A 25776-nucleotide genomic window follows, 5' to 3' on the forward strand; every position below is an offset into this window, starting at 1 on the left:
CCACCAAACCAACATACTCGATGCCACGCCGCGTTTGGCAACAGGCGAGTGACAAATTGGTCACGCGAATGTCAACCAAGCGCAGAGCTTGGCGGACCCGAGAGGGTCGGCTCTTTAACAATTGCATAGGGATGGAAGGAAGTTTTTTTCGAGAAAAACAAGCAAACAAGAGCATCGGGTGGATGCCTTGGCGACGGAAGGCGATGAAAGACGCGGTAAGCTGCGATAAGCCTCGGGGAGAAGCTAAACATTCTTTGATCCGTGGATGTCTGAATGGGGAAACCCGGCGGGAGTCATGTCCCGTCATCTGCAAGTGAATACATAGCTTGCAAGAAGCCAACTCAGGGAAGTGAAACATCTCAGTACCTGAAGGAAAGGAAATCAAACGAGACTCCCTCAGTAGCGGCGAGCGAAGGGGGAAGAGCCTAAACCGTCAGGATTCGTCCTGGCGGGGTTGTAGGGCCGGCATACGTGATTCGCGATTAGGCAGGGGAAGGAAGCTGGAAAGCTTCGCCAGAGCGGGTGATAGCCCCGTACCCGAACCCGAAAACGACACAGCCGGTACCTGAGTACTGCGAGGCACGTGAAACCTCGTGGGAATCTGGGAGGACCATCTTCCAAGGCTAAGTACTAACCGTCGACCGATAGTGCACCAGTACCGTGAGGGAAAGGTGAAAAGAACCCCTGTCAGGGGAGTGAAATAGAATCTGAAACCTGATGCTTACAAGCTGTGGGAGCCTCCTTGCGGGGTGACCACGTGCCTTTTGCATAATGAGTCAGCGAGTTAATCTGTACTGCAAGGTTAAGCGTAAGTGGAGCCGTAGCGAAAGCGAGTCTGATAAGGGCGATAAGTAGTGCGGATTAGACCCGAAACCGGGTGATCTATCCATGAGCAGGTTGAAGCAAGGGTAAAGCCTTGTGGAGGACCGAACCCTTAGCGGCTGAAAACGCTTGGGATGACTTGTGGATAGGGGTGAAAGGCCAATCAAACCCGGTGATAGCTGGTTCTCCCCGAAATATATTGAGGTATAGCCTCATGGATTGTCTACCGGAGGTAAAGCACTGACAGAGCTAGGGGTCCTACCAGATTACCAAACTCTTTCAAACTCAGAATGCCGGTCAGATGTACCATGGGAGTCAGACAGTGGGTGCTAAGGTCCATTGTCGAGAGGGTAAGAGCCCAGATCAACAGCTAAGGTCTCCAAATCTATGCTCAGTGGTTAAGGTGGTGACGTTGTAGAGACACCCAGGACGTTGGCTTAGAAGCAGCCATCGTTTAAAGAAAGCGTAATAGCTCACTGGTCTAATGACGTTGCGCCGAAAATGTAACGGGGCTAAGCATAGTACCGAAGCTTTGAATTCCGCGTATGCGGTCTGGTAGGGGAGCGTTCTTCACGGGCAGAAGGTGTGTTGTAAAGCATGCTGGACTGTGGAGAAGTGATTATGCTGACATGAGTAACGATAAAACGGGTGAAAAACCCGTTCGCCGTAAACCCAAGGTTTCCTGGGTAAAGGTAATCTTCCCAGGGTTAGTCGGTCCCTAAGGCGAGGCTGAAAGGCGTAGTTGATGGGAAACGTGTTAATATTCACGTACTTGTATGTTCGCGCGATGGAGGGACGCAGGAAGGTAGACGGTCCGGGTGTTGGATTACCCGGTGCAAGCAGGTAGGCGTGAGGTGCAGGCAAATCCGCACTTCTTTACGCCGAGACGCGAGTCCGTGACCGTAAGGTCTGAAGCCGTTGAGCCTCTACTGCCTAGAAAAGCTTCTAAGTATAGAACATGCAAACCGTACCGAAAACCAACTCAGGTGGGTGGGATGAATAATCCAAGGCGCTCGAGAGAACTCTGGCCAAGGAACTCGGCAAAATAACCCCGTACCTTCGGAAGAAGGGGTGCTCCTTCGGGTGAAATTGATTCACTTAATGAGCCTGAGGGAGCCGCAGTGAAATGGTGGTGGCGACTGTTTACTAAAAACATAGGTCTGTGCGAAGTCCTAAAGACGACGTATACGGACTGACGCCTGCCCGGTGCCGGAAGGTTAAAAGGAGAGGTCAGCGCAAGCGAAGCTTTGAATTGAAGCCCCGGTAAACGGCGGCCGTAACTATAACGGTCCTAAGGTAGCGAAATTCCTTGTCGGGTAAGTTCCGACCTGCACGAATGGCGTAACGATCTCCACACTGTCTCGGCCAGAGACTCGGTGAAATTGAAGTCGCGGTGAAAATGCCGTGTACCCGCAGAAAGACGGAAAGACCCTGTGCACCTTTACTATAGCTTGACATTGGGATTTGGAACTGCATGTGTAGGATAGGTGGGAGACTGTGAACTCTGTACGCTAGTATGGAGGGAGTCATTGTTGAAATACCACCCTTGTTTTTTCAGGTCCCTAACCCTCTACCGTTATCCGGTGAGGGAACAGTGTCTGGTGGGTAGTTTGACTGGGGCGGTCGCCTCCTAAAGTGTAACGGAGGCATGCAAAGGTTCCCTCAGGCTGATTGGAAACCAGCCGTCGAGTGCAAACGCATAAGGGAGCTTGACTGCAAGAGAGACATCTCGAGCAGGTACGAAAGTAGGTGTTAGTGATCCGGTGGTCCCGAATGGAAGGGCCATCGCTCATTGGATAAAAGGTACGCCGGGGATAACAGGCTGATCGCATCCAAGAGTTCACATCGACGATGCGGTTTGGCACCTCGATGTCGGCTCATCACATCCTGGGGCTGAAGCAGGTCCCAAGGGTACGGCTGTTCGCCGTTTAAAGTGGTACGCGAGCTGGGTTTAAAACGTCGTGAGACAGTTTGGTCCCTATCTTCTGTGGGCGCTGGAGAATTGAAAGGGCCTGTCCCTAGTACGAGAGGACCGGGATGGACGCACCCCTGGTGGACCTGTTGTCGTGCCAACGGCACAGCAGGGTAGCTATGTGCGGAAGGGATAACCGCTGAAAGCATCTAAGCGGGAAGCCTGCCTTAAGATAAGTTCTCCCTGGAGCAATCCCTGAAGGGCCGAGGTAGACTACCTCGTTGATAGGCTGGAGGTGGAAGCGTCGCGAGATGCGGAGCTGACCAGTACTAATAGCCCGTGCGGCTTGTTTATGAAAAAAACTCCTTCCTTCCCTGTCAATTATATATTTGACAACTTTGTTGGTAGCCATGGAGGAGAGGGTACACCCAATCCCATTCCGAACTTGGAAGTTAAGCTCTCCATCGTCGATGATACTGCATAACGTCATGTGGGAAAGTAGACCGCTGCCAACATCTTTTAAAGCTCCCCGCTGCATCTCGCGCGGGGAGCTTTGTTATTTTACGCCTAAGGTATTTCTTCGCTCTGCTGTCCTTATCCGTAAAGCGCTTGCAGCGCTAACGGCTAAGGCATTTCCGCACGACAGGCGTAAGTCGCCATGGCTCCTACGCCTGCGGCTCCACTGTCCTTATCCGTACGGCTCGTGCCTCGCCTACGGCTAAGGCAACGTCATGTGGGAAAGTAGACCGCTGCCAACATCTTTTAAAAAGCCCTTCGCTGCTAAAGCGCGAAGGGCTTTTTACTTTTCTGCGACAAGGCGTTCTTCCCCCCTTCGTTCTCCTTTCTTCCCTCCGCTGTGATTACTGGCCATGCCCAGCCTTATTCCATGCTATTTCCAATGTCCCTTATTTGGGCCGCCTGCGCGGCGGGCGGCAGAGGGGGCCTGTTAGGGGCTGCGCCCCTCCGAGGCCCCCTCTGCACTCCCCCCGGACAACCCCCTGGAGCTTTCCATATCCCGTCACCCGGCGAGGGCTGCGCGGCACCTGCTGCGGGAGCTTCCTCGCTGCGCTCGGCGATCTCCCTCCGCGCCGCGCAATGCCAGCAACCGATTGGTTGACGGGCTCACGTTTAAACGGCGTGCAGCCGTATCTAAAAATGACCTCGTGTCATCCAACGGCCATAGTATGGCATAGAAAAGCCTTCCATTTCTTAATAAACGCAAAGTAGTTGAGTTTCTTGAACCTGAATAGATTTCAGGGCGCTGGCGCGGGCCTTGCGAGCGACACACCACAAACATGTCGCGCTGCAAGAGGCGTAACTGTCTGATATGCCATACTAAGATTCTCGGATAGCAGTTCTGATTGCACTTCAAAAAAATAATGAACAACAGTGGCACGTTGGGTGATAAAATGCCAAGAGCCCGCAAAAATGTCGTTTATACTACATTGGTGGATAGTGAAGTCTGTCACAACCAAAATATGTCCTCACGGGGAGGGTAATTCGCACTTCACTTGAACAGAGGAGAGGTTATGAGAACGAGATTCAAGCGCCTTACGCTTCTGGTTTTTGCCTTCGCTGTTTCTTTTGCCGTCAATGCGGTTGCCTACGAGCTTCATAACGGGCCCACTGGTGTATTGTATTACGAAAAAGACAAGTGTTTTAACGGCTATACGCTATTCACTCCCACCGAAAACAACAAAGTTACCTATCTTATAGATATGGAGGGCAATATTGTCCACACCTGGGAAGTCAAAGGCGCCGAGGGTTCCAGTTTTCACTCGCGCCTGCTGCCTAACGGCAATCTGCTTTTGTTGCGCAATGTGAAAGACGAAGATGCGAACGCACAGATCGGTGGCTGGGCGGGCATTCTTGATGAAGTGGATTGGGACGGCAATGTGGTTTGGTCGTACCGCATGGCCGACAAGGATCATATCTCGCACCATACCTTTGACCGCATGCCCAACGGCAACACCCTGATTCTGGGTTGGGAGCGGATCTCCAACGACAAAATGGTCGCCAAGGGCCGTGACCCCAAAACCGTCCCCACAGAACCCGTAATGATCAAGGGCAAGCCGCACACCGACTTTTGGGTAGACTTTGTGCGCGAGGTGGACAAAAACGGCAAAACCGTGTGGGAATGGCATCTTATCGATCATGTAGGCAAGGGACAGGACCAGCTCGACCCCAACTATGTCGTCCCCAAAAAAGTTGGAGCAGGGTACGACAACTATGACTGGTCGCACTTTAACACGGTGGAATTTGTGCCTGGTAAAGACGGAAACGATAAAGTTCTCGTAAATTCGCGCAACTTTTCCGAAGCCCTGCTTATCGACAAAAAGACCGGCAAAATTGAATGGCGCTGGGGCAACCCCTCGTCCCACGGCAAAGGCCAGGGGCCCACATGGTATGACGATCAGTCCCAGATCATTTTTGGCTCGCATCATGCCGCTATGATTGGGGAAAACATGATGTCCATATTCGATAACGGTTCTGAACGCGCCGAGCCCAACCGCTCCCGCGTGCTGGAAGTCGACATGACCACCGGCAAGATTGTTTGGGAATACGCGGCCAACGATGGCAACAGTTTCTTCAGTTACCGCCAGGGCGCAGCGCAAAAGCTGCCCAACGGCAACTATTTTGTCACCTCCACCCAGCACGGCCACCTTTTTGAGGTCACTCGTGATAAAAAAGTCGTATGGGAGTTCATCAGCCCTATCATGGAAGGTAAGAACACCCCGATCATGCTGGACGCGGAACACGTGTTGCGCACCCCCAAGGGCGTCCCTGTAACACACATGTACCAGAACATGATCCATCGCGCCTACCGTTACGCTCCCGACTACCCCGGCCTTATGGGCAAGGACCTTTCGCCCAAAGGGTATATCGTCACGGACGGAAAAAAATGGTTTGAAATGAATAAAAAGTAAACACGCCATTACAAGAGCGCAATAGGGTACACGGCGCGGATGCAAAATCATCCGCGCCGTTTTTGCGGGCAATCACAGCAAGGTTTGCTTGGTAAATATGACAGTGATTTTGCTTGATTTTGTATTAGTAAGAAACGAGGATAGGCATCCCAGGCAAAAATATTTTTCAATTCTGAAGGTGTCGCAATGAACAAGGCCTATGCGCAAAGAATTTCAAATTTAAAAGCCTCTGAAATACGTGAACTTTTAAAGATTACCGAACAGCCTGATGTTATCTCCTTTGCCGGAGGCCTGCCCGCGCCCGAACTCTTTCCCATTAAGGCCATCAGCGACTTGTGCGTTTCAGTGCTGGCGCACGACGGTCAAAGAGCTTTGCAGTATGCCACGACTGAAGGCTATCCTCCTTTACGCCGATGGATAGCGGACAGAATGAACGCCACGTTGGGCACTGTTTTCAAGGAAGACAATATATTGATAACCAATGGGTCACAGCAGGGGCTGGATCTCAGTGGCAAGGTTTTTATTGATGAAGGTGACGTCATCCTGTGCGAAAGCCCGACCTATCTTGCGGCGATTACCGCTTTCAGGGCTTATGGCTGCCGTTTTGTTGAAGTGCCCACTGACGAGGACGGCATGCGCATGGATGATCTTGCCAAACTTCTTGAAACGACCACGCGGGTCAAGGGGATTTATGTGATCCCCAACTTTCAGAATCCTACAGGGCTAACCATGAGTTTGGACCGCCGTAGGCGGCTTGCCGAGCTGGCCGCCCAGCACAGGGTTATGGTTCTGGAGGATAACCCTTATGGCGAATTGCGCTTTGAAGGCAAATTTCTTCCGTCAGTGCAGTCGTTTGACAAAGAAGGCCTGGTCATTTCTTTTGGGTCATTCTCAAAAATACTCTGTCCGGGTTTTAGAATCGGTTGGGTAGCCGGTAAAAAAGACATCGTGCAAAAATACGTTCTTGTTAAGCAAGGCGTTGATTTGCAAAGCAATACTTTTGTCCAGGCCATAATCGCCGCCTATCTTGAAAAGCATGATATTGATGCTCACATCAGGAACATTCTTGGCGTGTATAAAAATAGACGCGATGTTCTGCTTTCTGCGCTGGGGCGGCATTTTCCTCAGGAAGTTCGCTTCACCCGGCCGGAAGGGGGACTTTTTGCCTGGGTGACCTTACCAAAATCAATGGATTCTCGAACAATCCTTGATGCTTGCGTAAAGCGCAAAGTTGCCTTTGTCCCAGGCGGGTCGTTTTTTCCAAACGGCGGGCAGGAAAATACCCTGCGACTGAACTTTTCCAATATGGAAGAAGCCCGTATTGAAGAAGGCGTTTCCATCCTGGCTGATGTGCTGAACGAGCACCTAGCCAGGGCGCGGTAAAATAATGCGCGTTTCCGGCAGGCTGGCGAGCTACGGCGCAGGGTACACAAAATCCTGGAGGACGATATGCCATTCGTGAATATCAAGGTGACAGGCGGCAAAGAGGCTCCAACCACGGAACAGAAGGCAGAACTGATCAAGGGCGTGACAGACCTGCTGGTGCGCGTGCTTGACAAAAATCCTGCCACCACCGTGGTCATTATTGAAGAAGTGGACATGGACAACTGGGGCATTGGCGGGCAGAGCATCACCGAACGCAGAAAGATGGGCTAAGACAATTTCTCTTTGAAACGGCTTTGGCGATTGCGGGAGCAGGCGCTCGCCCTGAGGGCGTAAGCGCAGGGTGTCTGCGCGGTTACGCGCCTAAGCGGGCCTGGCAAAACCGCTGTTTCGCAGTATCCGCGGACCTGGGTTTGGGAGCCAGTGCCTGCGCCCACATGCGTGGTCTGAAGCCGTACCCGCGAGCGGCAGCCTTTGCGGATGTCTGGGTGCACGGGCAATCCGCCCTACGTCGGCAAAAAATCTTTGCCCCCGTTGTCGTCGGCAATACATTCAAACACAGCCATGAGCTCTTCAGGTATTCTGACAGGCCGCCCGCTGGTGAGGTCGATGTATACCCATTGCGTTTCGGCCTCAACCAGCACGGCATCATCAGATTCACGCACAAAGCGGTAACGGCGTATGCACTGGCGGGAGGCGAATGAGGCTATCCATGTGGTTGCCACAATGTCCTCGCCAAGCACGGCCGGGCGCTTGTAGACAACGGAGTGACGCCGCACTACCCAGCCCTGCGCCAGTTCCTCATAGCGGGCCATGTCCCAGCCCTTGGCGGCGGTGTGCGCCGTGGCCAGGTCCTGCATCCACTGCACATAGCAAACGTTGTTAACCCGGCCCTGTCTGTCGATATCCTGGTCGGAAATGTGTATTGTTTGTCTGAAAATGGACATCCCGAATCACTCCGAAAATTAAGCTGTGTTGAAGACAGGATACGCCGGAAGCCGGCAAAGGAAAAGTCCCGTCATGGCGACGGGATGCCGTGACCAGCAATGCCGTGGCGTAAAGGCAATGGGCCGGCGCGATGTCAGACGCGTCCTTGCGGCAATCTGACAGGTGGTGGCCGCACTTTTAGACCAGATTAACTTTGAGAATGGACATTCTCAAAGTTTAAGACACGCATACTTCGGCGCTTAACAGCGCAAATAAATTGCGCTTACGCCTTCGCTGCGGGCGCCTGCTCACGCAGTCGCCAGAGCAATTTCAAAGTGAAAATGCTCTAGCCCGCGCCCTGAAGGCAGTTGGGAACACAGAACCAGCGCCAGCCGGGGCCTGCGCATAAGCGCAGGCCCCGTGGTGTCCATAAATGGCAGAAGAGTTATTGTAGTGGAGTTGCGAGGAAGAGTCAGCCGTTGCCGGAATGCTCCGCCGGCGTGAGCAATGGTCACAGGCGTTCCATCGCAAAAAATGGATAACCGGAACGCCCGTTGGCGTGCATACAGGTTATACGGAGGCGATGACTTCTATTTCCACTCTGGCCCCAAGAGGCAGGGCCTTGACGGCAAAGCAGCTTCTGGCCGGAAAAGGCGCGGAAAAAAACTCCGCGTATACTTCGTTGACGGACGCAAAGTCACTGATGTCGGTAAGGTAAACCGTGGTTTTAACCACCTTTTGCATGGAGGAGCCGGCCTCTTCCAGAATGGCTTTGACATTGGACAGCGATGCCCGCGCCTGATCCTTGATATTGTCCGGAATCTCTTTGGAGCCGGGCTTCAGGGGAAGCTGGCCGGATGTGAATATCAGCGATCCGGTGGAAATGGCCTGGGAATAGGGGCCGATGGCGGCGGGGGCCTTGTCGGTGGAGATTACAGTGGTTGCATTCATTGCAGTATCCTTGGTTGACTGTGCGTGCTTAAAACAGGTTTAACAATCGTCTTTTTCTGGAAAATGGGTGCATGAAGGCCGGTCCCGTGGCTTTAGCCTGCCGTCTGCGATGCCGCCAGGCGAGGCGTGTTTCAAGCGGCATTTGCAGGATCCTGTCTGGCGCTTCCGTTGCAGGCTGGTGCTGTTGCACCATGGCGTGCCGGGAATATTCCTGACGTAAGGGGGCCAGAATCACGCCGCGCAGACGGGCCAGATAGAAGCAGGCCTCCAGAACGACTCCTCCCAGGCAGCGTGCCTTGTCGGAAATGCTTTGCCAGTTCACATGTTCCGCCGGGCGCGGGTCCACATCCGCGCATTTGAGCCCCTGAGACACGTACATGCCTTCAGTGATGAGGCCGCGCAGCAGCCCGCTCAGTGGAGAGGGCACGGGGGCGCCGTCCACTGTGAAAAGCGTTTCTCCGCTGGTTACGCAGTCGCCAAGACTCCGGACGTGCCTGACCATTCCCGCCCTTGGCGCGCGCACCACGCGCTCAGCGCTCTTGCCGCCCAGCTCGCCGGGAATGCCGGTATTGGGCAGAGCCGCGCCACTGAGGACAAGCCGCCCCAGATCATGCCCGCGCATGGTTTCAATAACGGCGTCCACGTCTTCCGGCGCGCTGAAGCCCGGTCCCAGAGCTATGGTCAGGGGAGCCATGTTTCGATGGGTTCCCAGGTTGCGCTTGGCAATGATGGCGTCCACCAGAACGGCTGGTCGAAGCCACGCAAGACTCTCGGCTTCGGGATCGACAAGCACGGGAACGACCCCGTCAGCCCAGGCACGGGCGCAGTCGGCAGGAGCGGCCACCAGGCGGGCGCGCATATCCTCCACCTGAAATTCTCCCTCCGACACTGCCGAACTGACGGCCACGTTTCTGCGAATGGCCAGGGGCTGCGGCACTTCCAGCACCGCCGTCCTGAAGCCAGCCCGCCAGAGCTTCTGCACCACGCCTGTGGCCAGATCGCCGCCGCCGCGCACCGCGATCACATCCTGATTGTACATCATACCCCCTCCTGAATGGCGTTTGCGGTGCGGGCGCGCTGAGGCGGGCCGTTCGTATCCGCGCCCTGCATGCGGATGGCCCGGCCGTGCCGGGCGCTGCCGGCCACAATACAATCCAGATTGGCCAGAGTTTCCGGCGACAGTGCGTCAACAACGCGGCTGGCCTGATCCAGGGCGACAGCGTCTTCAATTTGGCTGAAAAAAAGGATTTTCCGCCCTCTGGCGTGCGCGAACAGGCCGCAAGAGCCGCTGATGACAGCGGCAAGGTGATCGGCCTGCAACTCTTCGCCTTCACGCAGCCCGGAAAGTTCTTTGAAAACGGGCCAGCGGTGTACGTGGCGGGAATCAAGGGGGCGCCCCAGAAGGCGGACGGGAATGACCCCGATGGTGACCGTGGTAAAGTCCGGCACCACAGGTTCCTGCGGGCCCCATCCCTTGAGGGGGAGCATGCGCGAGCCGTCGGCCTCAAGCAGCAGCAGACGAAACGGGCCGTCATGACCGCTCAGGTTTTCATATATTTTGTGGGGCAGCGGCAGCAACTTGTAAGCGGCCATGGCCTCATCGACAGACTTGGCGGAAGCGCCGGACGGCAATGCTTGGGAGTTGTTACGGGCTTCGTGAAACCAGTGCATTTCCCGCTCTGAGGGGGCGGTGGGCTTGGCATTGGGAGTGGTCCGGCCGCTGCCGGACGAAATGGCGCGGCCACAGGCAAGGTAGATGCCCGGTTCGGGGGCGTGCCTTTTCTCGGCCCAGGCGCACAGCAGGTCTTCGGCGGCGACCTGATCCAGAAAGGCCCTGTAGCTTTGCGGAGAAGGAGCGAATATTTTGGTTGTTGTGCCCAAGAGCACGGGCAAAGACGGAAAACAGCCAGCCAGGGCGCTCATGAGCGTGCTTTTGCCGCCGCTGCCGATGAGGCAGACCCTGTCTCCAGACCGCAGGCCAAGGATACGGGCGATGTCCGTCCGTGTTTCAGCGGGCGTGGTCGGCGTCATGTGTCGTGCCATGGGAAAAACATCCGTTTTCTGGCCGCCAGGGCCGGATTTTGGGTTGTCAGCGGGCCGGATAAGCCCCATGCTGGAACCGTCGCACGTCAGACCGTTAACCCCAGCCTCTTTATGACCGTCATGAACATAGCCGCCATCGTACTTGCCGCCGGACTGTCCCGGCGTATGGGAAAAAACAAGCTGTTGCTCCCCTTTGGAAACAGCAGCCTTCTTGGCCGCAGTCTGGCCCTGGTTGCCTCCCTGCCCTATGCCGAGCGCATACTTGTCACCACGGAGCAGACCCTGCACTGGCTGGAGCAGCATGAAGAGCTGCCGCCGGGCTTCAGAACAGTAATCAACCATGCCCCCGAAGAAGGGCAGGCCGCCAGTCTGCGCCTGGGAACAGCGGCATCCGGGGCAGATGGCTATATGTATTTTACCGGCGACCAGCCCCTGCTGCACCGGGAAGCGGTGCTGGCCCTGCTTGAACGGGCTTCGCCGGAGCATATTGTAGTGCCGAAGGCTGGCGGTCGCCCCGCCAGCCCCGTATTTTTTCCGGCGCGTTTCCGCGCCGAGCTTCTGCAGCGGTGGGGCGACGAGGGCGGCCGGGGCGTGCGGGACGCGCACCCGGAGGCATGCCAGTATGTGCAAATGTCCGAGCCGCACGTACTGGCGGATATTGACACGCCTGAGCAGTACGAGGCCCTGCTCCGTCTGGAGCAGCCGCGGGAATGATGTTCTTTGCCGCCCTTCTGCCATGCTGTGATGCCCTGTTGCCGGGAGCGCGCCCGGGAGAATCAGTTTTTGGAGCAATTTCATTTTGAAATTGCTCCAGCTGTCGCGAAGGCGGCAGCCGCCACAACGTGGCGTGGATTCAGCCGAAAATCACATTTTTCGGCTGAATGAAAACTTTGAAATGTGAAGCATTTCAAAGTTAATCTGCTCTAGGATCCTTGGGTTTGGGAGCTTTTTTATAAAAGGTGTTTTTCAAAGGCAGCGATGTGCGAAAAACCCCGTCCAGATGATAATAGGCCCCCTGGATGGCTGGCGTGGCAGGGATTGAGGCCAGTTCGCCCACGCCCTTGCCGCCCTTGCCAAAAGGACCCCAATTCTTGTTGTCGACAAATTGCGTGCGTATCTCGGGAACCTCTGTAGCCCTGAAAAGGCCAAGCGTGCCGTACTTGTTCTTGGGGTAGCCGTCTTCCATCTTGAAATCCTCGGTCAGGGCGTAGCCCATGCCCATGACGATGCCGCCTTCAAGCTGGCCCTGGGCAGCAGCCGGGTTGGCCACACGCCCCGCGTCATAGGCCCCGTGGATGGAGATGATTTTTCCGTCGTCGTCGATGTCGACGACCAAGGCCGCATAGCCGTACGCCACATGGCTGACGGGATTTGGTTTGTCGCTGCCCATGGGGTCTGTGACGCCCAGGAATTCGCCCAGAAATTCTCTGCCTTCAAGGTGTTGCAGCGCTTCGTGCCACGAGATCTGTTCTTCTTCGATGATTTCTTCCAGCGCCTGTTTCAGTTGTGCGGTGGCGCGTACCGTGGCCTCGCCGGTGAACACGGTCTGGCGCGAGGCCGTGGTGGTGCCGGAATTGGGGGTACGGATGGTGTCCGGCGGCTCGACAAAGAAGACATCCGGGGCAAATCCTGTACTTTCGCAAGCCATTTGCAGCATGACCGTGGCCATGCCCTGACCTATGCAGGCGGCGCTGCTGCGCAGATGTATTCTGCCTTTTTCCACGGAGGCGATGCAGCGGCCGGTATCGGGAAGGCCCACACCCACGCCGGAATTCTTGAAGCATGCTGAAATTCCGGGGTGCCTCGCCTTGTCAAAGGATTCCTTGACGGCCTCAAGGCATTCCACCACAGCGGTGCTCGGGTCGGCTATCTGGCCGTTGGGCAGGGCCTGCCCCGGCCTCACGGCATTGCGGTAGCGGATTTCCCAGGGTGAAATGCCCGCTTTTTCGGCCAGGAGCGTCAGGGCGCATTCCATACAGAAGGCGGACTGGGTAACGCCGAAGCCGCGAAACGCTCCCGCCGGGGGATTGTTGGTATACATGGCCCGGCCGCGCACCTTGAAATTTTGAAAGCTGTAAGGCCCGCCCGCATGGGTGCAGGCGCGCTGCAAAACAGGCCCCCCCAGTGAGGCGAAGGAACCGGTATCGGACAGGATGTCGAAATCCGCTCCCTGGATGATGCCGTTTTCGTCACAGCCAAGGGTTACGTTGATCTCCATGGCGTGCCGCTTGGGGTGGAAATCCAGGCTTTCCTGCCGGGAGAATTTGACCTTCACGGGCTTTTTCACAATCCATGCGGCCAGGGCCGCATGGTGCTGCACGCTCATGTCTTCCTTGCCGCCAAAGCCGCCGCCCACCAGCATGGAGTGTATATGCGTCTTCTCGTACGGCAGGTTGAGCATGTCGGCCAGTTCGTGCTGCTCGTCATAGATGCCCTGCGCGCCGGTATAGACCAGAATGCCGTCCTCGCCTTCGGGCACGCCAATGGCGCATTCCGGCTCCATAAAGGCGTGGTCCGTGGGGGGCAGGACAAAGCGCTGCCTGACCACATGTCTTGACGCGGCGATGGCTGCTGCGGCATCGCCGCGGTCCACGATTTCCTCGCGCAGCAGATTGCCATTGGGGTGCACCTTGGGGCTGTCCGGGGCGAGAGCCTGGGCCGCAGAGGTGACAGGGGGCAGTTCCTCCCATTCCACTTCCACAAGATCAAGGGCTTCCTTCAAGGCTTCCCGTGTTCTGGTCACCACAAGGGCCACGGCATCGCCGACAAAGTGCGTGATTTCGCCCACGCCCACGAGTACGGGCTGGTCCTTGACAATATGGCCGATGATTCTTTTCCCTGGTATGTCGTCGGCGGTGATGACGCGCACCACGTCGGGATGCTCCAGCGCTTTTGAAGGGTTGATGCCAAGCACCCTTGCGCGTGGGTATTTGCTGCGGACCCCGGCTGCGTAAAGCATGCCCGCGAGGCCGGGATGTTCCGGCCCGAGGTCGTCCACATACAGGCCCGTGCCCAGGGTTTTTTCACGCGCGTCCAGGCGCGGAAAATCCTCGCCAAGCTTGCCGGTGAAGTTTTCCCGGGGTACGGGGTCGCCTTGCCGGAACAGTTTGGCGGCCCGCAGAATGGCGTCTTCAATCTTCACGTAGCCTGTGCAGCGGCAGATATTGGGCCGGATGGCCTTTTTGACGTCTGCCCGGACCGGGTCCGGGTTGACGTCCAGCAGGGCCTTGGCGCTCATGACCATACCGGGAATGCAGTAGCCGCACTGCACTGCGCCCGCCTTGGCGAAACTGTAGGCGTACACGTTTTTTTCACGCTCGGTGAGTCCCTCGATGGTGACTACGCTTTTGCCTTCAAGTTTTGCCAGTGACGGCACGCAGGCGCGCGTGGCCTTGCCGTCCACAAGCACTGTGCAGGCGCCGCAAGCGCCTTCGCTGCAACCGTCCTTGGTGCCCATAAGACCGAGGTCTTCCCGCAGAAAGGACAGGAGCTTGCGATCCGGAGCATCTGAGACGACGTCACGTCCGTTTACCTTGAATGATGACATATATTCTCCTGTGGTCTTGGCTTCGGGCCGCGGGGAGGGGCTGGCGAGTCCGCGCCGCTCGCGACCGCCGTGGGCTGGACCTGAAGCGGTCGTCTAGCTGGTCTGCTTGTCCTTGGCCATGCTGGTTGCCGCCATCTTGGCTGCGGGCGGGCTTTCGCCGTTGTCATCGCCTTCAGGAATGAAGAATTCCTGCAGGGGCGTGCATTCTTCATTAAACACTTCTTCGCTGAAGATGCAGGCGGGCGCGTCGGGCAGAATCTGGTGTACGATCATGGCCGTCACACCGCCGGAAACCACGGGGGCTTCAAAGAATATTTTGAAAAAGTGCGGCATTTTGTTGAACATTTCCGGCGTCAGCATGGAGATCATGCCCACACCCACGGACGCGGCGATGACAATACTTTCGCGGCGGGTCACGCCGTGTTCGGACATAATGCGTATGCCAGACGTGGCGATGGTTCCGAAAAGGACCACAAGCGCGCCGCCGAGTACCGGCCGGGGCAGAAGCTCAAAAATAACCACCACTACAGGAAAGATGGAGAACAGCACGAACAGCGCGCCGCAAAAAACGCCCACCTTGCGGCTGGCTACGCCGGAAAGCTGGATGACGCCGTTGTTCTGGGCAAAAGTAATCTGCGGAAAACAGCCGAAAATGGCCGCCAGAGCGCTGAAAACGCCGCCGCAGAGGATGCCGCCCTTGAGCCGTGAGCGAAACACCGGGCCGGAGGTGGGCTGTTCCGAGATGGAGGCCGTGGCCGTGATGTCGCCTATGGCTTCAATAATCAGCACCAGGAAAATGAAGGACAGCAGGATGAAGGCCTGAAGGTCAAAGCCAAAGAACCCGAACTTGAAAGGCACGGGCAAGATGAAAAGCTCTCTCGGCTGGCTCAGAATGGCCCAGTTGACCTTGCCCATAGCAACCGCCACCAGAAAGCCCACGCCCATGCCGATGACCAGGGAACACATGCGGAAGAGGGGATTTTTCAGCCGGTTGATGCCCACCACCGCAAGAATGACCACGCCCCCGAGGAAAAGATTGTCAAGGTTGCCGTAGGTGCCGTTGGCTTTGGAGGCGAAGCCGCCCGCCATTTCTATGGCGCCCACCTTGATAAGTGACGCGCCGATCATGAAAACGGTGATGCCCGCCACGGTGTGAGTGATGACCTTGCGCAGAAATTTTACCGTATAGCTGCCGAGCACCAGCCAGATGGAGCCCACAAAGCAGACGCCGAAGAGGGTATTGAGGGATTCCTGCCAGGAGAGCCCTTTTTGCTGCATGAAGGCCAGGCCCAGAGTGATCAGCGTGGCGGGAAAGGCGAAGCTGGTGGCCTGCACGTTGAGCATGCCGGACCCTATAAGCCCGAAGGGGCGGGTGGCGTGCACTATGATGCTCAGGCCGGCAAAAAAGAGCGACATGCTCACGAGATAAGCCACGGCCGAGGTGGGCGCGCCCAGGGCGGTAGCCACAATGACCGGCGGCGTCATGACCCCGAGAATCATGGCCAGGATGTGCTGCAGGGCGGCGAGCAGGGTGATGCCGAAAGGAGGTTTGGCGTCCAGCGGATATATGAGTTCGCTGGTCCTGACGGGTGCGTCGGCGGCAGTATTGGGATTGGACTGGGTGGTCATCAAGCGTCTCCTTCTGGCTGAACGTCCATTGCGGAAGACAGGGCGGGGTTGCCCGAAACAAGAGAACAGCATACCGCCGCCTGCACTGCAGGCAACAGCGAAACGTCATCAATATCCTGCTTGAGTGTTACTTCCCTGGCTTCAAGGCTGCATGCGTCAAGCACGGCACACATATTTTCGTCCTCATAGACCAGGGTTTCATTGTCATCACGCAGGCTCCAGGCTTTACCGCAGTGCTTGCCCATGTACAGGGCGGCGGATTTACGCCAAAAGCCGTTGTCGTCCGCGTCAAAGGAAGCCCTGCTGAGGTGCAGGCGCGGTTTGTCCCTGTAAGGCGCGCCCGAAGAGGGACAGAAGGCCACGCAGTTGCCGCATTCGTTGCAGAAATCGCCAATGTTCATGATCTGCGCGGATTGTTCTATGCCGCCCGTGCCCAGAGTGGACACGCGGGTTTGTCCGTTGTTTTTTTGCGCCCGCTGTATGGGCCAGGTGCGGCTTTGCGTGGCCAGCAGCACATTGGCTCTGTTGGGGCAGACAGACACGCAAATGCCGCAGAAGCTGTCGCATTGCAGGCAGCGCGCCGCCTCGCGGCTGACAGCTTCGGCAGAGCCAGCGTCATTTCTGGTCATACCCTGAAGACGGAAGGCCTGACGGCGGCGCAGGTCGGCAAGGTTCATTCCGGCCCGCCTGTGTGGGCGGCTGTTGGCAAACAGCACACCCAGGCGGGCCAGAATGGCGGCAGAAGCCCGGCGTCCTTCTCCCACGCTGGCAACTAGAGAAGACGGCGGGCCGCCCTTTCCGGTGGAGGTAGCCCGGAAAATGCCGGATTCATCGGAAACGGAAATTTCTTCCACGCCCGGCGACAGGTACACGGCATCGGCCGTCGCAGCCAGTCGGGCGAGTTTGTCGGCTCCCACGTGGCAGCCGCAGTGCAGGTGAACGCCCTGGGCCAGTATGGCGTCCACGTCCTGAATGACCAGAGCGGCCACCTTGGCCCCTTTGTCCAGGATGGGGCCGAGGGTGCGTCCGCCAGCGCGGGGGGCGCCCTCGTACACGTCTACCTCACATCCGGCCAAAGCCAGGAAAAAGGCGCAGGAAAGCCCGGCCGGGCCTGCGCCAACAACGGCAACGCGGTGTCCGTTGGGCGGGGCGGGGCGGTGGTCGCGCTGTCCCACAAGGGCCGCGCAGCCCTTCACTTCCCTGATCTGAAGGCCATCGTCATACTGTATGCGCATGCATTTTTCACGGCAGGTCTGGTTGCACATGGCCCCGAGTACGGAGGGGAAGGGGTTGGTATTAGTGATGACCGCCAGTGCGCCGTCAAAGTCGCCGGCTGCCGCCCGTTCAAGATAGGTCGGAATATGCTGGCCTGCCGGGCAGCGGCTCATACAGGGAGCGGCGGCGCAGTCGAATGCGGGCAGGGGGCGGGACGTCTTGACGTCAGTATGGCGCATGGCGCTTCTGGCATAGCGGGAATCCGGCGCAGAGGCGCGGGGGGCGGTTTTGGCAAGATTTTGCAGCACGGCGGCCGTATGGTCTTCCAGCCCCGCCGTCTTGCGCGCGAAATCGGCTATGCTTTTTGCCCCGGCCGTGTGCATGGTCGCGCGGAGGTTTTCCAGATACTGGGCCAGGCGACCATAACCGCCGGGCTTGAGCAGGTCCGAGCAGACGGTCAGGGGCGCAAGCCCGCAGGCCAGGGTTTCCGCCACGTTCAGGGCGTCCACCCCGGCACAGAACGAAATGTCCAGACCGCCCTGAAAATCGTCCTGAAGGCGGCGGGCCACGGCGATGGAAACAGGGTAGAGAGCCCGCCCGCTCATGTAGACCATAGGCTCTTTTTCCGGCAGGCTCTGGCCGCTGTTGAGCGCCTCAAGCGTGTTGGTGAGCTTGACGCCAAAGGCCAGCCCCAGTTCATCGGCGGCATGGCGGCAGTTATGAAGAATGCGCAGGGCCGTGTCGTAGGAAATGTCGTGTTCAAAGGCGATGTCGGGCACATTCACCGTGTATCCGAGGCTCTCGTTGAGGATGCCGCGCACACGCTCCGGCCCCAGCAGGGTGGGATTCATCTTGAGTGTGGTGTTGAGGCGGCGGCCCTGCAGAAAATACAGGGCTATCTTTTCCACCTCATCGGGCGGGCAGCCGTGCATGCAGGAAATGGTCAGGCTGTCGCTCATGGAGGCGGGAATGTCCAGGTCGGCCGCTTCGGGCAATATCTTTGCCAGTTTTTGCCGCATGGCGCGCACATCGTCGCCGCAGTTTTGCATGCGGTCCAGAAAGCGCTGCACCGTGGGGCTCAGGATGCCCTCCATGCTGTACCCGGCGCTCATGTTGAAAATCATGCCCGGGCTGCCCTCAAAGCCGAAATGGGCGTGCAGAACATGAATCAGTACCCAGGCCTTGAGGTATTCCTCATAACTGCCGTCCAGGCTCAGTTCCTGTGACCATTCGCAGTTATAGCCCTCGTCCCGCATGTCGATGCAGGGCTTGGTCACGGCGATGCTGTCCAGCACCTGCACGGTTTTCAGCTCCATGTAACGCGCGCCGCACAGCCATGCCGCGATGATGTTCTGGGCCATCTGGGTATGCGGCCCGGCAGCGGCTCCCAGGGGAGTTTCAAGCTCGATTCCGTAGCGCTTCATGCGGAAGGGATCGTTTTTCTCCGGGGTGAAAAACAGGTCCCTGACGATGCCCAGAGCGGACCCCTGCCTCAGATCTTCAAGTATCCAGCTCAGAAGCCGGTCGGCATCCATGCCGTGCATGTGGTCGGTTGTCATGACCTCTCCTTTTAGAGCATTTTTCTTTTGAAATTGCTCTGGCGACTGCGTGAGCAGTCGCCCGCCGCGAAGGCGTAAGCGCAATTTATTTGCGCTGTTAAGCGCCGAAGCGAGCGTGTCTTAAACTTTGAGAATAGATATTCTTAAAGTTAATTTGCATTGGAGCATTCAACACTTGAAACGCTCGCTTACGGCAGGCAAAAGCCTGTCTGCTCGCATTTCGTGGCAAGGATTTTCAGGAAAATCCTTGCAGAGCGGTTCACTCATTTCATTCGTAACCTGCTCTAGCTGAGCCTGTTCCAGAGCCTTTTCGCCTGCTGTCGGGCGAAAGCCAGAATTTCCTCTTCATTGCAGCGGGTGAGACGCCGGTTCTCCACAATCACCCGTCCCTGGCTGATGACCGTGTCCACATGTCCCGCGGTGAGCCCATAAAAAATATGCCCCAGCACGTTATGTTCATGCAGGGGCGTAGGGCTGTCGTAATCAAGGATGACAAGGTTGTTTTGCGCGTCGCCGCAGGGGCCGTGCAAGGCCGTGTGCCGGTGCACGTTGCGCAGCCGCTCGTAGGCCGCTGCGGGGGTGATGCCTTCGACGCTGATGCCCGCGAAATACGAAGACTGCGCCGAGCGGATCATGTCGGAATGCATGCCGTCGGTGCCGAGCATGACGCGCTCGCTGTAGCCGTAGGCGGCAAGACCCACGTTATTGTTCTGGTTGGATTCGGTGTTTTGCACGATCCAGCAGGGGGACTGCGCAAGGATGGCCCTGTCCTCTTCGCTGATGTGGACGCAGTGGCCCAGAATGGTCTTGGGCAGGTCCAGGACCCCGGCATCCTTGAGGCGGCGTACCACCGTCCTGCCGTAGGTTGTCAGGCAGTGTTCCTGATCGGAGGCGGCTTCGGCCACGTGGATGTGGATGCCCGTGCCATACTTGCGTGCCAGGGCCACGGCGGCGTTCAGCGTGTCGTCGCAAACCGTGAAAGACGCGTGCAGCCCCACATGCCCCTTGCCGCCGGAGGCGAAATAGCGTTCATGCTCTTCAAGACTCTGGCGGGCGATGTCCGCCCCGTCGCGGTCGGAAGTTTCGTGGCAGAGCAGGTGCCCTATGCCCACGCGGTCCAGGGCCCTGGCAATGGTTGTCAGGCTGCCCTCAACGGCGTGGGGCGCGGCATGATGGTCGATGCAGAAAGCCACGCCGTTCTTGGCCAGATACAGGGCCGTGGCCAGTGCCGAGGCTTCGGTCATGTCCCTGTCCAGGCACTTGTCGAGCCGCCACCATATCTGTTCGAGAATGTCGGTGAAGCTTTTGGGCTGACGCGGCGCGGGGGGCATGCCGCGTGACAGACAGGAATATATGTGATGGTGCCCGCAGGCCAGGGCCCTGGTGACGAAGCGGCCCTTGCAGTCAAGCACGCGGTTTCCGGCGTGGAGGTTCACGGCCTCGGGAATTTCGGCCACGGCCTTAACCGCGCCAGCGGGGCCTTCCTCAACGGCAAAATGCCCATTGGTCAGGGCAAGGGTTTCCGCGTCAATCATGACCGCATTGCGCAAGTACAACATTGGTGGACTCCTTTTGGCTGCATGGCCCCCGGTTTTCCAGACAGAGGCGCTTCAGGCTGGCTGGCCTGTGGTGAACGAAATACGCCGGACTAACGCGCCTCCATAAACCGGTCTCTGCGCAGAAAGCTTCCCTGCCCCCGTGCGCCGGTGAACCGTCCGTTATCAACAACGCGGCAACCACGCAGAAAAACTGTGTCAATGCCGCACAGAACGTCCATGTTTTCGTAGAGTGAGTAGTCCCAGGAGCCGTGCAGGTCGTGGGCATGCACGGTGCGTCGGGCGTGCGGGTCAAGGATGACGATATCGGCGTCGGAACCGGGAGCCAGAGCGCCCTTGCGCGGGTAAAGGCCCATGAGTCTGGCCGGATTGCCCGCCATAACTTCCGCAAAGCGCTCGAGGCTTATGCGCCCTTTGGCCACGCCTTGGCTGAAAATCAGCGCAAAGCGCTCCTCGATGCCCGGAGCGCCGCCAGGGCAGCGGGTGAAATCGCCGAGGCCCCTGTTTTTGTCCGCAAGGGAAAAGGCGCAGTGATCCGTGGCGACGGTCTGTATGTCGCCCTTGGCCAGGCCTTGCCAGAGGGCTTCCACATCTTCGCGGCGGCGCAGGGGAGGGGACATGATGTAGCGCAGGCCCATGACAGGGTCTTCGTATCGGTCTTCAGCAAGAATGAGGTACTGGGTGCAGGTTTCGACGAAAATATTTTTCTGGCCGCCTTCGCGGGCCTTGCGGATTTCCGCCAGAGCGGCGGCAGTGGAGAGGTGTACGATATAGACGGGGGCGTTTCCGGCTGCGGCGGCCAGGCGCAACAGCCGCGCCACTGCGCGGGCCTCGCATTCCGGTGGGCGGCTTCTGGCGTGCCAGATGGGTCCGCCGTGTTTTTCGGCCTTGCAGGCGGCGATGCCGTTCTGCACACATTGGTGGTCCTCGGCGTGCACTGCGGTCAACAGCCCAAGGTCGCGGCAATGCCGCAGCATGGCCGAAAGGCCCGCGTCGTCGAGGTGCCGGTCGTAGGTCATGTAGGCCTTGACCGTTGTGACGCCCTGAGTCGCGAATGTTTCGAGGTTTTTGACGCTGTCGGCGTCGCCGCTCTGTACCAGACCGTGAAAGCCGTAGTCCGCGGCCGCCTGCCCGGCGGCCAGTTCCGCATACAGGGCCAGTTGCCGCGTGGGGGAGCGCCCGGCGGGGGTGAAACCCAGGTGCTCGACAATGCTTGTGGTTCCGCCCATGAGGGCTGCGTGCGTGCCCGTGTAATAGACATCCCCGGCCGCGGTGTCCGGGTTGAGGGTCACATGGGTATGAACGTCTATGCCGCCCGGCAGAAGTATCTTGCCCGAAGCGTCCATAATGGCGGCGCCATCCGCAGCCAGACCGCGCCCCACAGCGGTGATGCGGCCGTTGTCCAGCAGCAGGTCGCTTTGCTGCACGCCCTGCGGGGTGACCACGGTTCCGTTGCGGATAAGGGTTTTGAGCGCCGTTTCTTTCATATGAACCCGTTGGGTTGACGTTGCTTCATTTGCATGCGCTTTTTATCCGGCGTGGCTCCGGGGGGAGGGGTGCCCCCCGGAGCATTCCGGCAAACCTCGTTATTTGATCCTGGGTTTGCCTTCTTCCAACAGGCGCATGAGCGTGTCGGCCGGATCAGCCTTGCGCGCCAGAAGAATCATTGCGGCAATGACATACGGCTTGTAGCTGGCTTCCTGATACAGGGGGGCGCGGTAGCGGTCGAACACGCTGGCTTCCACTTCGCCTTCCTTGCAGGAAACGCCGGTGATGTCGGCGGGCAAGCAGTGCAGGTAGAGAGCCTTGCCCTTGCTGGTGGTGGCCATGAGTTTTTCGGTGCATTCCCAGCTTTTGTGCTCGCTGTTCTGGGCCAGAAGCTGTTTTTCAAGCTTTTTGATGCCTTCCTGATCGCCCTGTTCGTAAAGGGCCGAGCGCTTTTCCATAGCCGCAAACGGCGCCCAGCTCTTGGGGTAAACGATGTCGGCGTTTTCAAAGGCTTCTTCCATAGAATTGGTGCGCTTGTACGCGCAACCTGAAGCTTTGGCGTTTTCGGCGGCGATGGCCTCCACCTCGGGCATGACTTCGTAGCCCTTGGGGTGGGCCAGGGTCACGTCCATGCCGAAGCGGGTCATGAGACCGATGACGCCCTGGGGAACCGAAAGAGGTTTGCCATAGGAGGGGGAATAGGCCCAGGTCATGGCCACTTTTTTGCCCTTGAGCTTCTCTACGCCGCCAAAGTGGTTGATGACGTGCAGCATGTCGGCCATGCACTGGGTGGGGTGGTCGATGTCGCACTGCAGGTCCACGATGGTGGGGCGCTGCTCAAGCACGCCTTCGGCATGACCTTCGCGCAGGGCGGCGGACACTTCGCGCATGTAGGCGTTGCCCTTGCCGATGAACATGTCGTCACGGATGCCCACGGTTTCGGCCATGAAGGACACCATATTGGCTGTTTCGCGCACGGTTTCGCCATGGGCGATCTGCGACTTGCCTTCGTCCAGATCCTGCACGGTGAGGCCGAGGAGGTTGCAGGCCGAGGCAAAGGAAAAACGGGTGCGGGTGGAATTGTCGCGGAACAGCGAAATGCCGAGGCCGGAATCAAAGATGCGCGGCGAAATGCCGTTGGTGCGCAGACCTCTGAGAATATCGGCCACAGCGAAGGTGGCGGCGATTTCATCGTCGCTCTTGTGCCAGGTTTCCAGAAAATCATTCATGTACATGTTTTTGTGGTTGAGCCTGGAAAGGCATTTGATCATTTCGCGGATGCCGGTGCGGTCCATGGTATTCTCCTGAGTACTGCTATGTATAATGTGCAGGTATGTTGTTGCATTGCTGCGGCCGGTCTTTTTTCGCATCACGCCGCAGGCCTGTCTTCGTGCCCTGCCGCCGGGAAAGGCCGTAACCCTCCACGGCGGCAGGGCCTTACCGTGTAATGTGCGTGCCGCCCTGGCCGTTGATGGCGGCTTTCAGATGCTCGGGGCTGGTAATGATGACCCGTTCACCGCCCGCGGCCAGAAAGTCCAGGGCTGCCTTGACCTTGGGGCCCATGCTCCCCGCCGGGAACTGCCCCTGGTCATAATAGGCCTGCATTTCGGCGGCGCTGATTTCGCCAAGAGCCTTCTGGTCGGGCTTGCCGAAATTGACGCAAACCTTCTCCACGCCGGTGGATATAATCAGGGTTCCGGCTCCCAGTGCGTTGGCGAGCAGCCGGGAGGCGAGGTCCTTGTCGATCACCGCGTCCACGCCGTGCAGATGCCCCTGCGCATCGGCCACAACCGGGATGCCGCCACCGCCCACGGTGACGAGGTGAAAGCCGCCGTCCAGCAGGGCGCGGATGGCGTCCAGCTCAACGATTTCGACAGGGGCCGGGCTCGGAACCACACGCCGCCAGCCCCGCCCGGGATCTTCTTTGAGAACCCATTGCGGGTTTTGTTCACGCAGGACGGGCAGGTCTTTTTCTTCGTAGAATTCACCTACGAACTTGTCGGGATCCGCGAAGCCGGGGTCATCGGCTTTGACGCGCACCTGGGTGACCAGGCTGACCACCTGCCCGGCGTCGTTGCGCGCGCGCAGTTCGTTGCTCAGGGCCTGCTGGATCTGCCAGCCGATGGCGCCCTGGGTGTCCGCCACACACGAGACCAGGGGTACGGAGTGCAAGTCGCTGTTCTTGCGGGCTATTTCCGACCGCAGCAGGATAAAGCCCACCTGCGGGCCGTTGCCGTGGGTGATGACCACCCTGCGGCCGGATTCGATAACGTCGGCAATGTGGGCGACAGTGGCGCAGATGGCGTCATACTGGTCGGCGACGCTCTTCTTGTCGCGGGCGCTGATAAGCGAGTTGCCGCCGATGGCTATAACCACCAGGTCTCTTTGTGTGGCGGTCATGGCTCTACCCCTTGTTTTCCGCGTAGGTGGCGGGCAGTGCTGCGTACAGGGCGGCGCAGCGCACGAGGTCTTCCTTCCAGGTCTTTTCGTCGGGCGCGTGGGCTTCCTTTTCCTTGCCGGGGCCGAAGCCGACCACGGGAATGCCGAACATGCCCATTATGGACACGCCGTTGGTGGAGAAAGTCCACTTATCGGTGCGGCCTTCCTTGCTGAAGAGTTTGCGGTAGGCGTCTTCGGCGGACTTGCAGACCACGTCTTCCTTGGGCAGCACCCAGGTGGGGAAATAGCAGTCGGTGGGGTACACGAGGCCGGTCCAGGAGGGTTCCTCGTAGGTGTACATGGACACCTTCACACGGTCGCCGGCGGCGCGCACGGAAGGCAGGTCGCGGATCTGGCCGATGGCAAGTTCCTTGTCTTCGCCCGTGGTCAGGCGGCGGTCGATGGAAATGGAGCAGCCATCGGCCACGGCGCAACGCGAGGGAGAGGAATAGAATATCTGGGAGACCGTGAGCGAGCCCTTGCCGAGGAAGGGATCGTCCTTGAGTTTCTTGTGCAGTTCCTCAAGTTCGGTCAGGATGTGCCCCATGCGGAAGATGGCGTTGTCGCCGCGTTCGGGAGCGGAGCCGTGGCAGGAAACGCCGCGCACGTCCACGCGGATTTCCATACGCCCGCGCTGGCCCCGGTAGATGCCGCCGTCAGTGGGTTCGGTGCTGACCACGAACTCGGGCTTGAGGCCGTGTTCCTTGATGAGATACTGCCAGCACAGACCGTCGCAGTCTTCTTCCTGTACGGTTCCCACCATGGCCACGGTGAAATCCTTGGGGATGAGCCCCAGTTCCTTCATGATCAGAGCTCCGTAAACCATTGAGGCCATGCCGCCTTCCTGGTCAGAAGCGCCGCGTCCGCCGATGGTTTCGTCGTCCTCGTAGCCCTGGTAGGGATCAAAGGTCCAGTTGGCGCGCTCACCCACGCCCACGGTGTCAATATGGGCGTCAAAAGCGATGAGACGCGGGCCGTTGCCCATATAGCCGATGACGTTGCCCATCTTGTCAATTTCAACGCGGTCGAAGCCCACATCTTCCATTTCTTTCTTGATGCGCTTGATGACGCCTTCTTCCTGGCAGCTTTCCGAAGGAATGGCGATCATGTCGCGCAGAAAACGCGTCATGCGAGGCTCATATTTTTTGCTTAACTCGTTGACCTTGGCGAAATCCATTGATTTTTCTCCTTGGGTGAACTCTGTTGGCTTTGTGCCGGTTGAGGATCGGGCGTATAAAAACTGTCGCAAACAAGCCGGAGGAAGTTGCCACGGGCGTTCCGCGCCTGGCGAAAAAACGGGTCCTTGAGGGCGCGCTTTTTCGGCTTCCGGCCTAAAAAAAGAGCGTTTGGGCCGCCGCAAGGCCAAAGGCCTCATGGC

Annotated in this window: 16 protein-coding genes, 1 tRNA gene and 2 rRNA genes (1 of these 19 cut by a window edge); 7 read left to right on the forward strand and 12 right to left on the reverse strand. The window is 58.2% G+C overall.

The features are described from left to right. From ACZ5DH_RS01880 to ACZ5DH_RS01905, 6 genes are all read left to right on the forward strand, one after another. Positions 1-6: transfer RNA gene (locus ACZ5DH_RS01880), tRNA-Ala, on the forward strand; it begins 70 nt to the left of the window's first position. A gap of 149 nt (positions 7-155) precedes the next feature. Next, positions 156-3088, forward strand: a 23S ribosomal RNA gene (locus tag ACZ5DH_RS01885). 46 nt (positions 3089-3134) lie between these two features. Continuing rightward, positions 3135-3249 (forward strand): 5S ribosomal RNA (gene rrf / locus ACZ5DH_RS01890). A gap of 1014 nt (positions 3250-4263) precedes the next feature. Then, positions 4264-5661, forward strand: coding sequence for an aryl-sulfate sulfotransferase (locus tag ACZ5DH_RS01895; protein ID WP_464255473.1), 1398 nt, complete (start codon positions 4264-4266; stop codon positions 5659-5661). Positions 5662-5847: 186 nt separating this feature from the next. After that, on the forward strand, positions 5848-7044 hold the full coding sequence (locus ACZ5DH_RS01900) for an aminotransferase-like domain-containing protein (protein ID WP_464255474.1): 1197 nt from the start codon (positions 5848-5850) through the stop codon (positions 7042-7044). A gap of 66 nt (positions 7045-7110) precedes the next feature. Then, a complete protein-coding gene (locus tag ACZ5DH_RS01905; RefSeq protein WP_464255475.1) occupies positions 7111-7317 on the forward strand; it encodes a tautomerase family protein in 207 nt (68 codons plus the stop codon). Between the two features lie 233 nt (positions 7318-7550). Here the strand turns inward: ACZ5DH_RS01905 and ACZ5DH_RS01910 are convergent, their stop codons facing one another. The 4 genes from ACZ5DH_RS01910 to yqeC form a co-directional block, all read right to left on the reverse strand. Next, a complete protein-coding gene (locus ACZ5DH_RS01910; RefSeq protein ID WP_464255476.1) occupies positions 7551-7991 on the reverse strand; it encodes an acyl-CoA thioesterase in 441 nt (146 codons plus the stop codon). A gap of 550 nt (positions 7992-8541) precedes the next feature. Continuing rightward, positions 8542-8922 (reverse strand): RidA family protein, encoded by a 381-nt coding sequence (locus ACZ5DH_RS01915; protein ID WP_464255477.1) that lies wholly within the window; start codon positions 8920-8922, stop codon positions 8542-8544. Positions 8923-8950: 28 nt separating this feature from the next. Then, the gene (yqeB, locus tag ACZ5DH_RS01920; protein ID WP_464255478.1) at positions 8951-9964 is read right to left on the reverse strand and encodes a selenium-dependent molybdenum cofactor biosynthesis protein YqeB; all 1014 of its coding nucleotides are present in this window, start codon (positions 9962-9964) and stop codon (positions 8951-8953) included. Further along, entirely contained in the window at positions 9961-10965 is a 1005-nt protein-coding gene (gene yqeC, locus ACZ5DH_RS01925; RefSeq protein WP_464255479.1) for a selenium cofactor biosynthesis protein YqeC, read from the reverse strand. The genes yqeB and yqeC overlap by 4 nt, the downstream gene beginning before the upstream one ends. On the opposite strand from yqeC, the gene ACZ5DH_RS01930 reads away from it, so the two are divergent. Further along, entirely contained in the window at positions 10954-11679 is a 726-nt protein-coding gene (locus tag ACZ5DH_RS01930; protein WP_464255480.1) for a nucleotidyltransferase family protein, read from the forward strand. The genes yqeC and ACZ5DH_RS01930 overlap by 12 nt on opposite strands. Before the next feature lie 199 nt (positions 11680-11878). Here the strand turns inward: ACZ5DH_RS01930 and xdh are convergent, their stop codons facing one another. From xdh to ACZ5DH_RS01970, 8 genes are all read right to left on the reverse strand, one after another. Further along, the gene (gene xdh / locus ACZ5DH_RS01935; RefSeq protein WP_464255481.1) at positions 11879-14512 is read right to left on the reverse strand and encodes a selenium-dependent xanthine dehydrogenase; all 2634 of its coding nucleotides are present in this window, start codon (positions 14510-14512) and stop codon (positions 11879-11881) included. A 93-nt stretch (positions 14513-14605) separates the two neighbouring features. Further along, a complete protein-coding gene (locus ACZ5DH_RS01940) occupies positions 14606-16141 on the reverse strand; it encodes a solute carrier family 23 protein (RefSeq protein ID WP_464255482.1) in 1536 nt (511 codons plus the stop codon). Further along, positions 16141-18915 carry an NAD(P)-binding protein gene (locus ACZ5DH_RS01945; protein WP_464255483.1) on the reverse strand — a complete coding sequence of 925 codons (2775 nt, stop codon included), beginning with the start codon at positions 18913-18915 and terminating at the stop codon, positions 16141-16143. The genes ACZ5DH_RS01940 and ACZ5DH_RS01945 overlap by 1 nt, the downstream gene beginning before the upstream one ends. A gap of 284 nt (positions 18916-19199) precedes the next feature. Continuing rightward, positions 19200-20474, reverse strand: coding sequence for an amidohydrolase family protein (locus ACZ5DH_RS01950; protein ID WP_464255484.1), 1275 nt, complete (start codon positions 20472-20474; stop codon positions 19200-19202). An 89-nt stretch (positions 20475-20563) separates the two neighbouring features. Then, the gene (gene hydA / locus ACZ5DH_RS01955; RefSeq protein WP_464255485.1) at positions 20564-21958 is read right to left on the reverse strand and encodes a dihydropyrimidinase; all 1395 of its coding nucleotides are present in this window, start codon (positions 21956-21958) and stop codon (positions 20564-20566) included. A 99-nt stretch (positions 21959-22057) separates the two neighbouring features. Further along, positions 22058-23254 (reverse strand): knotted carbamoyltransferase YgeW, encoded by a 1197-nt coding sequence (ygeW, locus tag ACZ5DH_RS01960; RefSeq protein WP_464255486.1) that lies wholly within the window; start codon positions 23252-23254, stop codon positions 22058-22060. Positions 23255-23396: 142 nt separating this feature from the next. After that, positions 23397-24359, reverse strand: a complete 963-nt coding sequence (locus ACZ5DH_RS01965; RefSeq protein WP_464255487.1) for a carbamate kinase — start codon at positions 24357-24359, stop codon at positions 23397-23399. A 4-nt stretch (positions 24360-24363) separates the two neighbouring features. After that, positions 24364-25575, reverse strand: a complete 1212-nt coding sequence (locus ACZ5DH_RS01970; RefSeq protein ID WP_464255488.1) for a YgeY family selenium metabolism-linked hydrolase — start codon at positions 25573-25575, stop codon at positions 24364-24366. Positions 25576-25776 lie beyond the last annotated feature (201 nt).

This window comes from Desulfovibrio simplex, from assembly GCF_055387835.1.

Coding starts and splice junctions, on each gene's coding strand:
- ACZ5DH_RS01900 (WP_464255474.1), top strand. CDS start 5,848: ATGAACAAGGCCTATGCGCAAAGAATTTCAAATTTAAAAGCCTCTGAA.
- ACZ5DH_RS01945 (WP_464255483.1), bottom strand. CDS start 18,915: ATGACAACCGACCACATGCACGGCATGGATGCCGACCGGCTTCTGAGC.
- ACZ5DH_RS01910 (WP_464255476.1), bottom strand. CDS start 7,991: ATGTCCATTTTCAGACAAACAATACACATTTCCGACCAGGATATCGAC.
- ygeW (WP_464255486.1), bottom strand. CDS start 23,254: ATGGACCGCACCGGCATCCGCGAAATGATCAAATGCCTTTCCAGGCTC.
- xdh (WP_464255481.1), bottom strand. CDS start 14,512: ATGTCATCATTCAAGGTAAACGGACGTGACGTCGTCTCAGATGCTCCG.
- yqeB (WP_464255478.1), bottom strand. CDS start 9,964: ATGATGTACAATCAGGATGTGATCGCGGTGCGCGGCGGCGGCGATCTG.
- ACZ5DH_RS01965 (WP_464255487.1), bottom strand. CDS start 24,359: ATGACCGCCACACAAAGAGACCTGGTGGTTATAGCCATCGGCGGCAAC.
- yqeC (WP_464255479.1), bottom strand. CDS start 10,965: ATGGCACGACACATGACGCCGACCACGCCCGCTGAAACACGGACGGAC.
- ACZ5DH_RS01950 (WP_464255484.1), bottom strand. CDS start 20,474: ATGTTGTACTTGCGCAATGCGGTCATGATTGACGCGGAAACCCTTGCC.
- ACZ5DH_RS01940 (WP_464255482.1), bottom strand. CDS start 16,141: ATGACCACCCAGTCCAATCCCAATACTGCCGCCGACGCACCCGTCAGG.
- ACZ5DH_RS01915 (WP_464255477.1), bottom strand. CDS start 8,922: ATGAATGCAACCACTGTAATCTCCACCGACAAGGCCCCCGCCGCCATC.
- ACZ5DH_RS01905 (WP_464255475.1), top strand. CDS start 7,111: ATGCCATTCGTGAATATCAAGGTGACAGGCGGCAAAGAGGCTCCAACC.
- ACZ5DH_RS01895 (WP_464255473.1), top strand. CDS start 4,264: ATGAGAACGAGATTCAAGCGCCTTACGCTTCTGGTTTTTGCCTTCGCT.
- ACZ5DH_RS01970 (WP_464255488.1), bottom strand. CDS start 25,575: ATGGATTTCGCCAAGGTCAACGAGTTAAGCAAAAAATATGAGCCTCGC.
- hydA (WP_464255485.1), bottom strand. CDS start 21,958: ATGAAAGAAACGGCGCTCAAAACCCTTATCCGCAACGGAACCGTGGTC.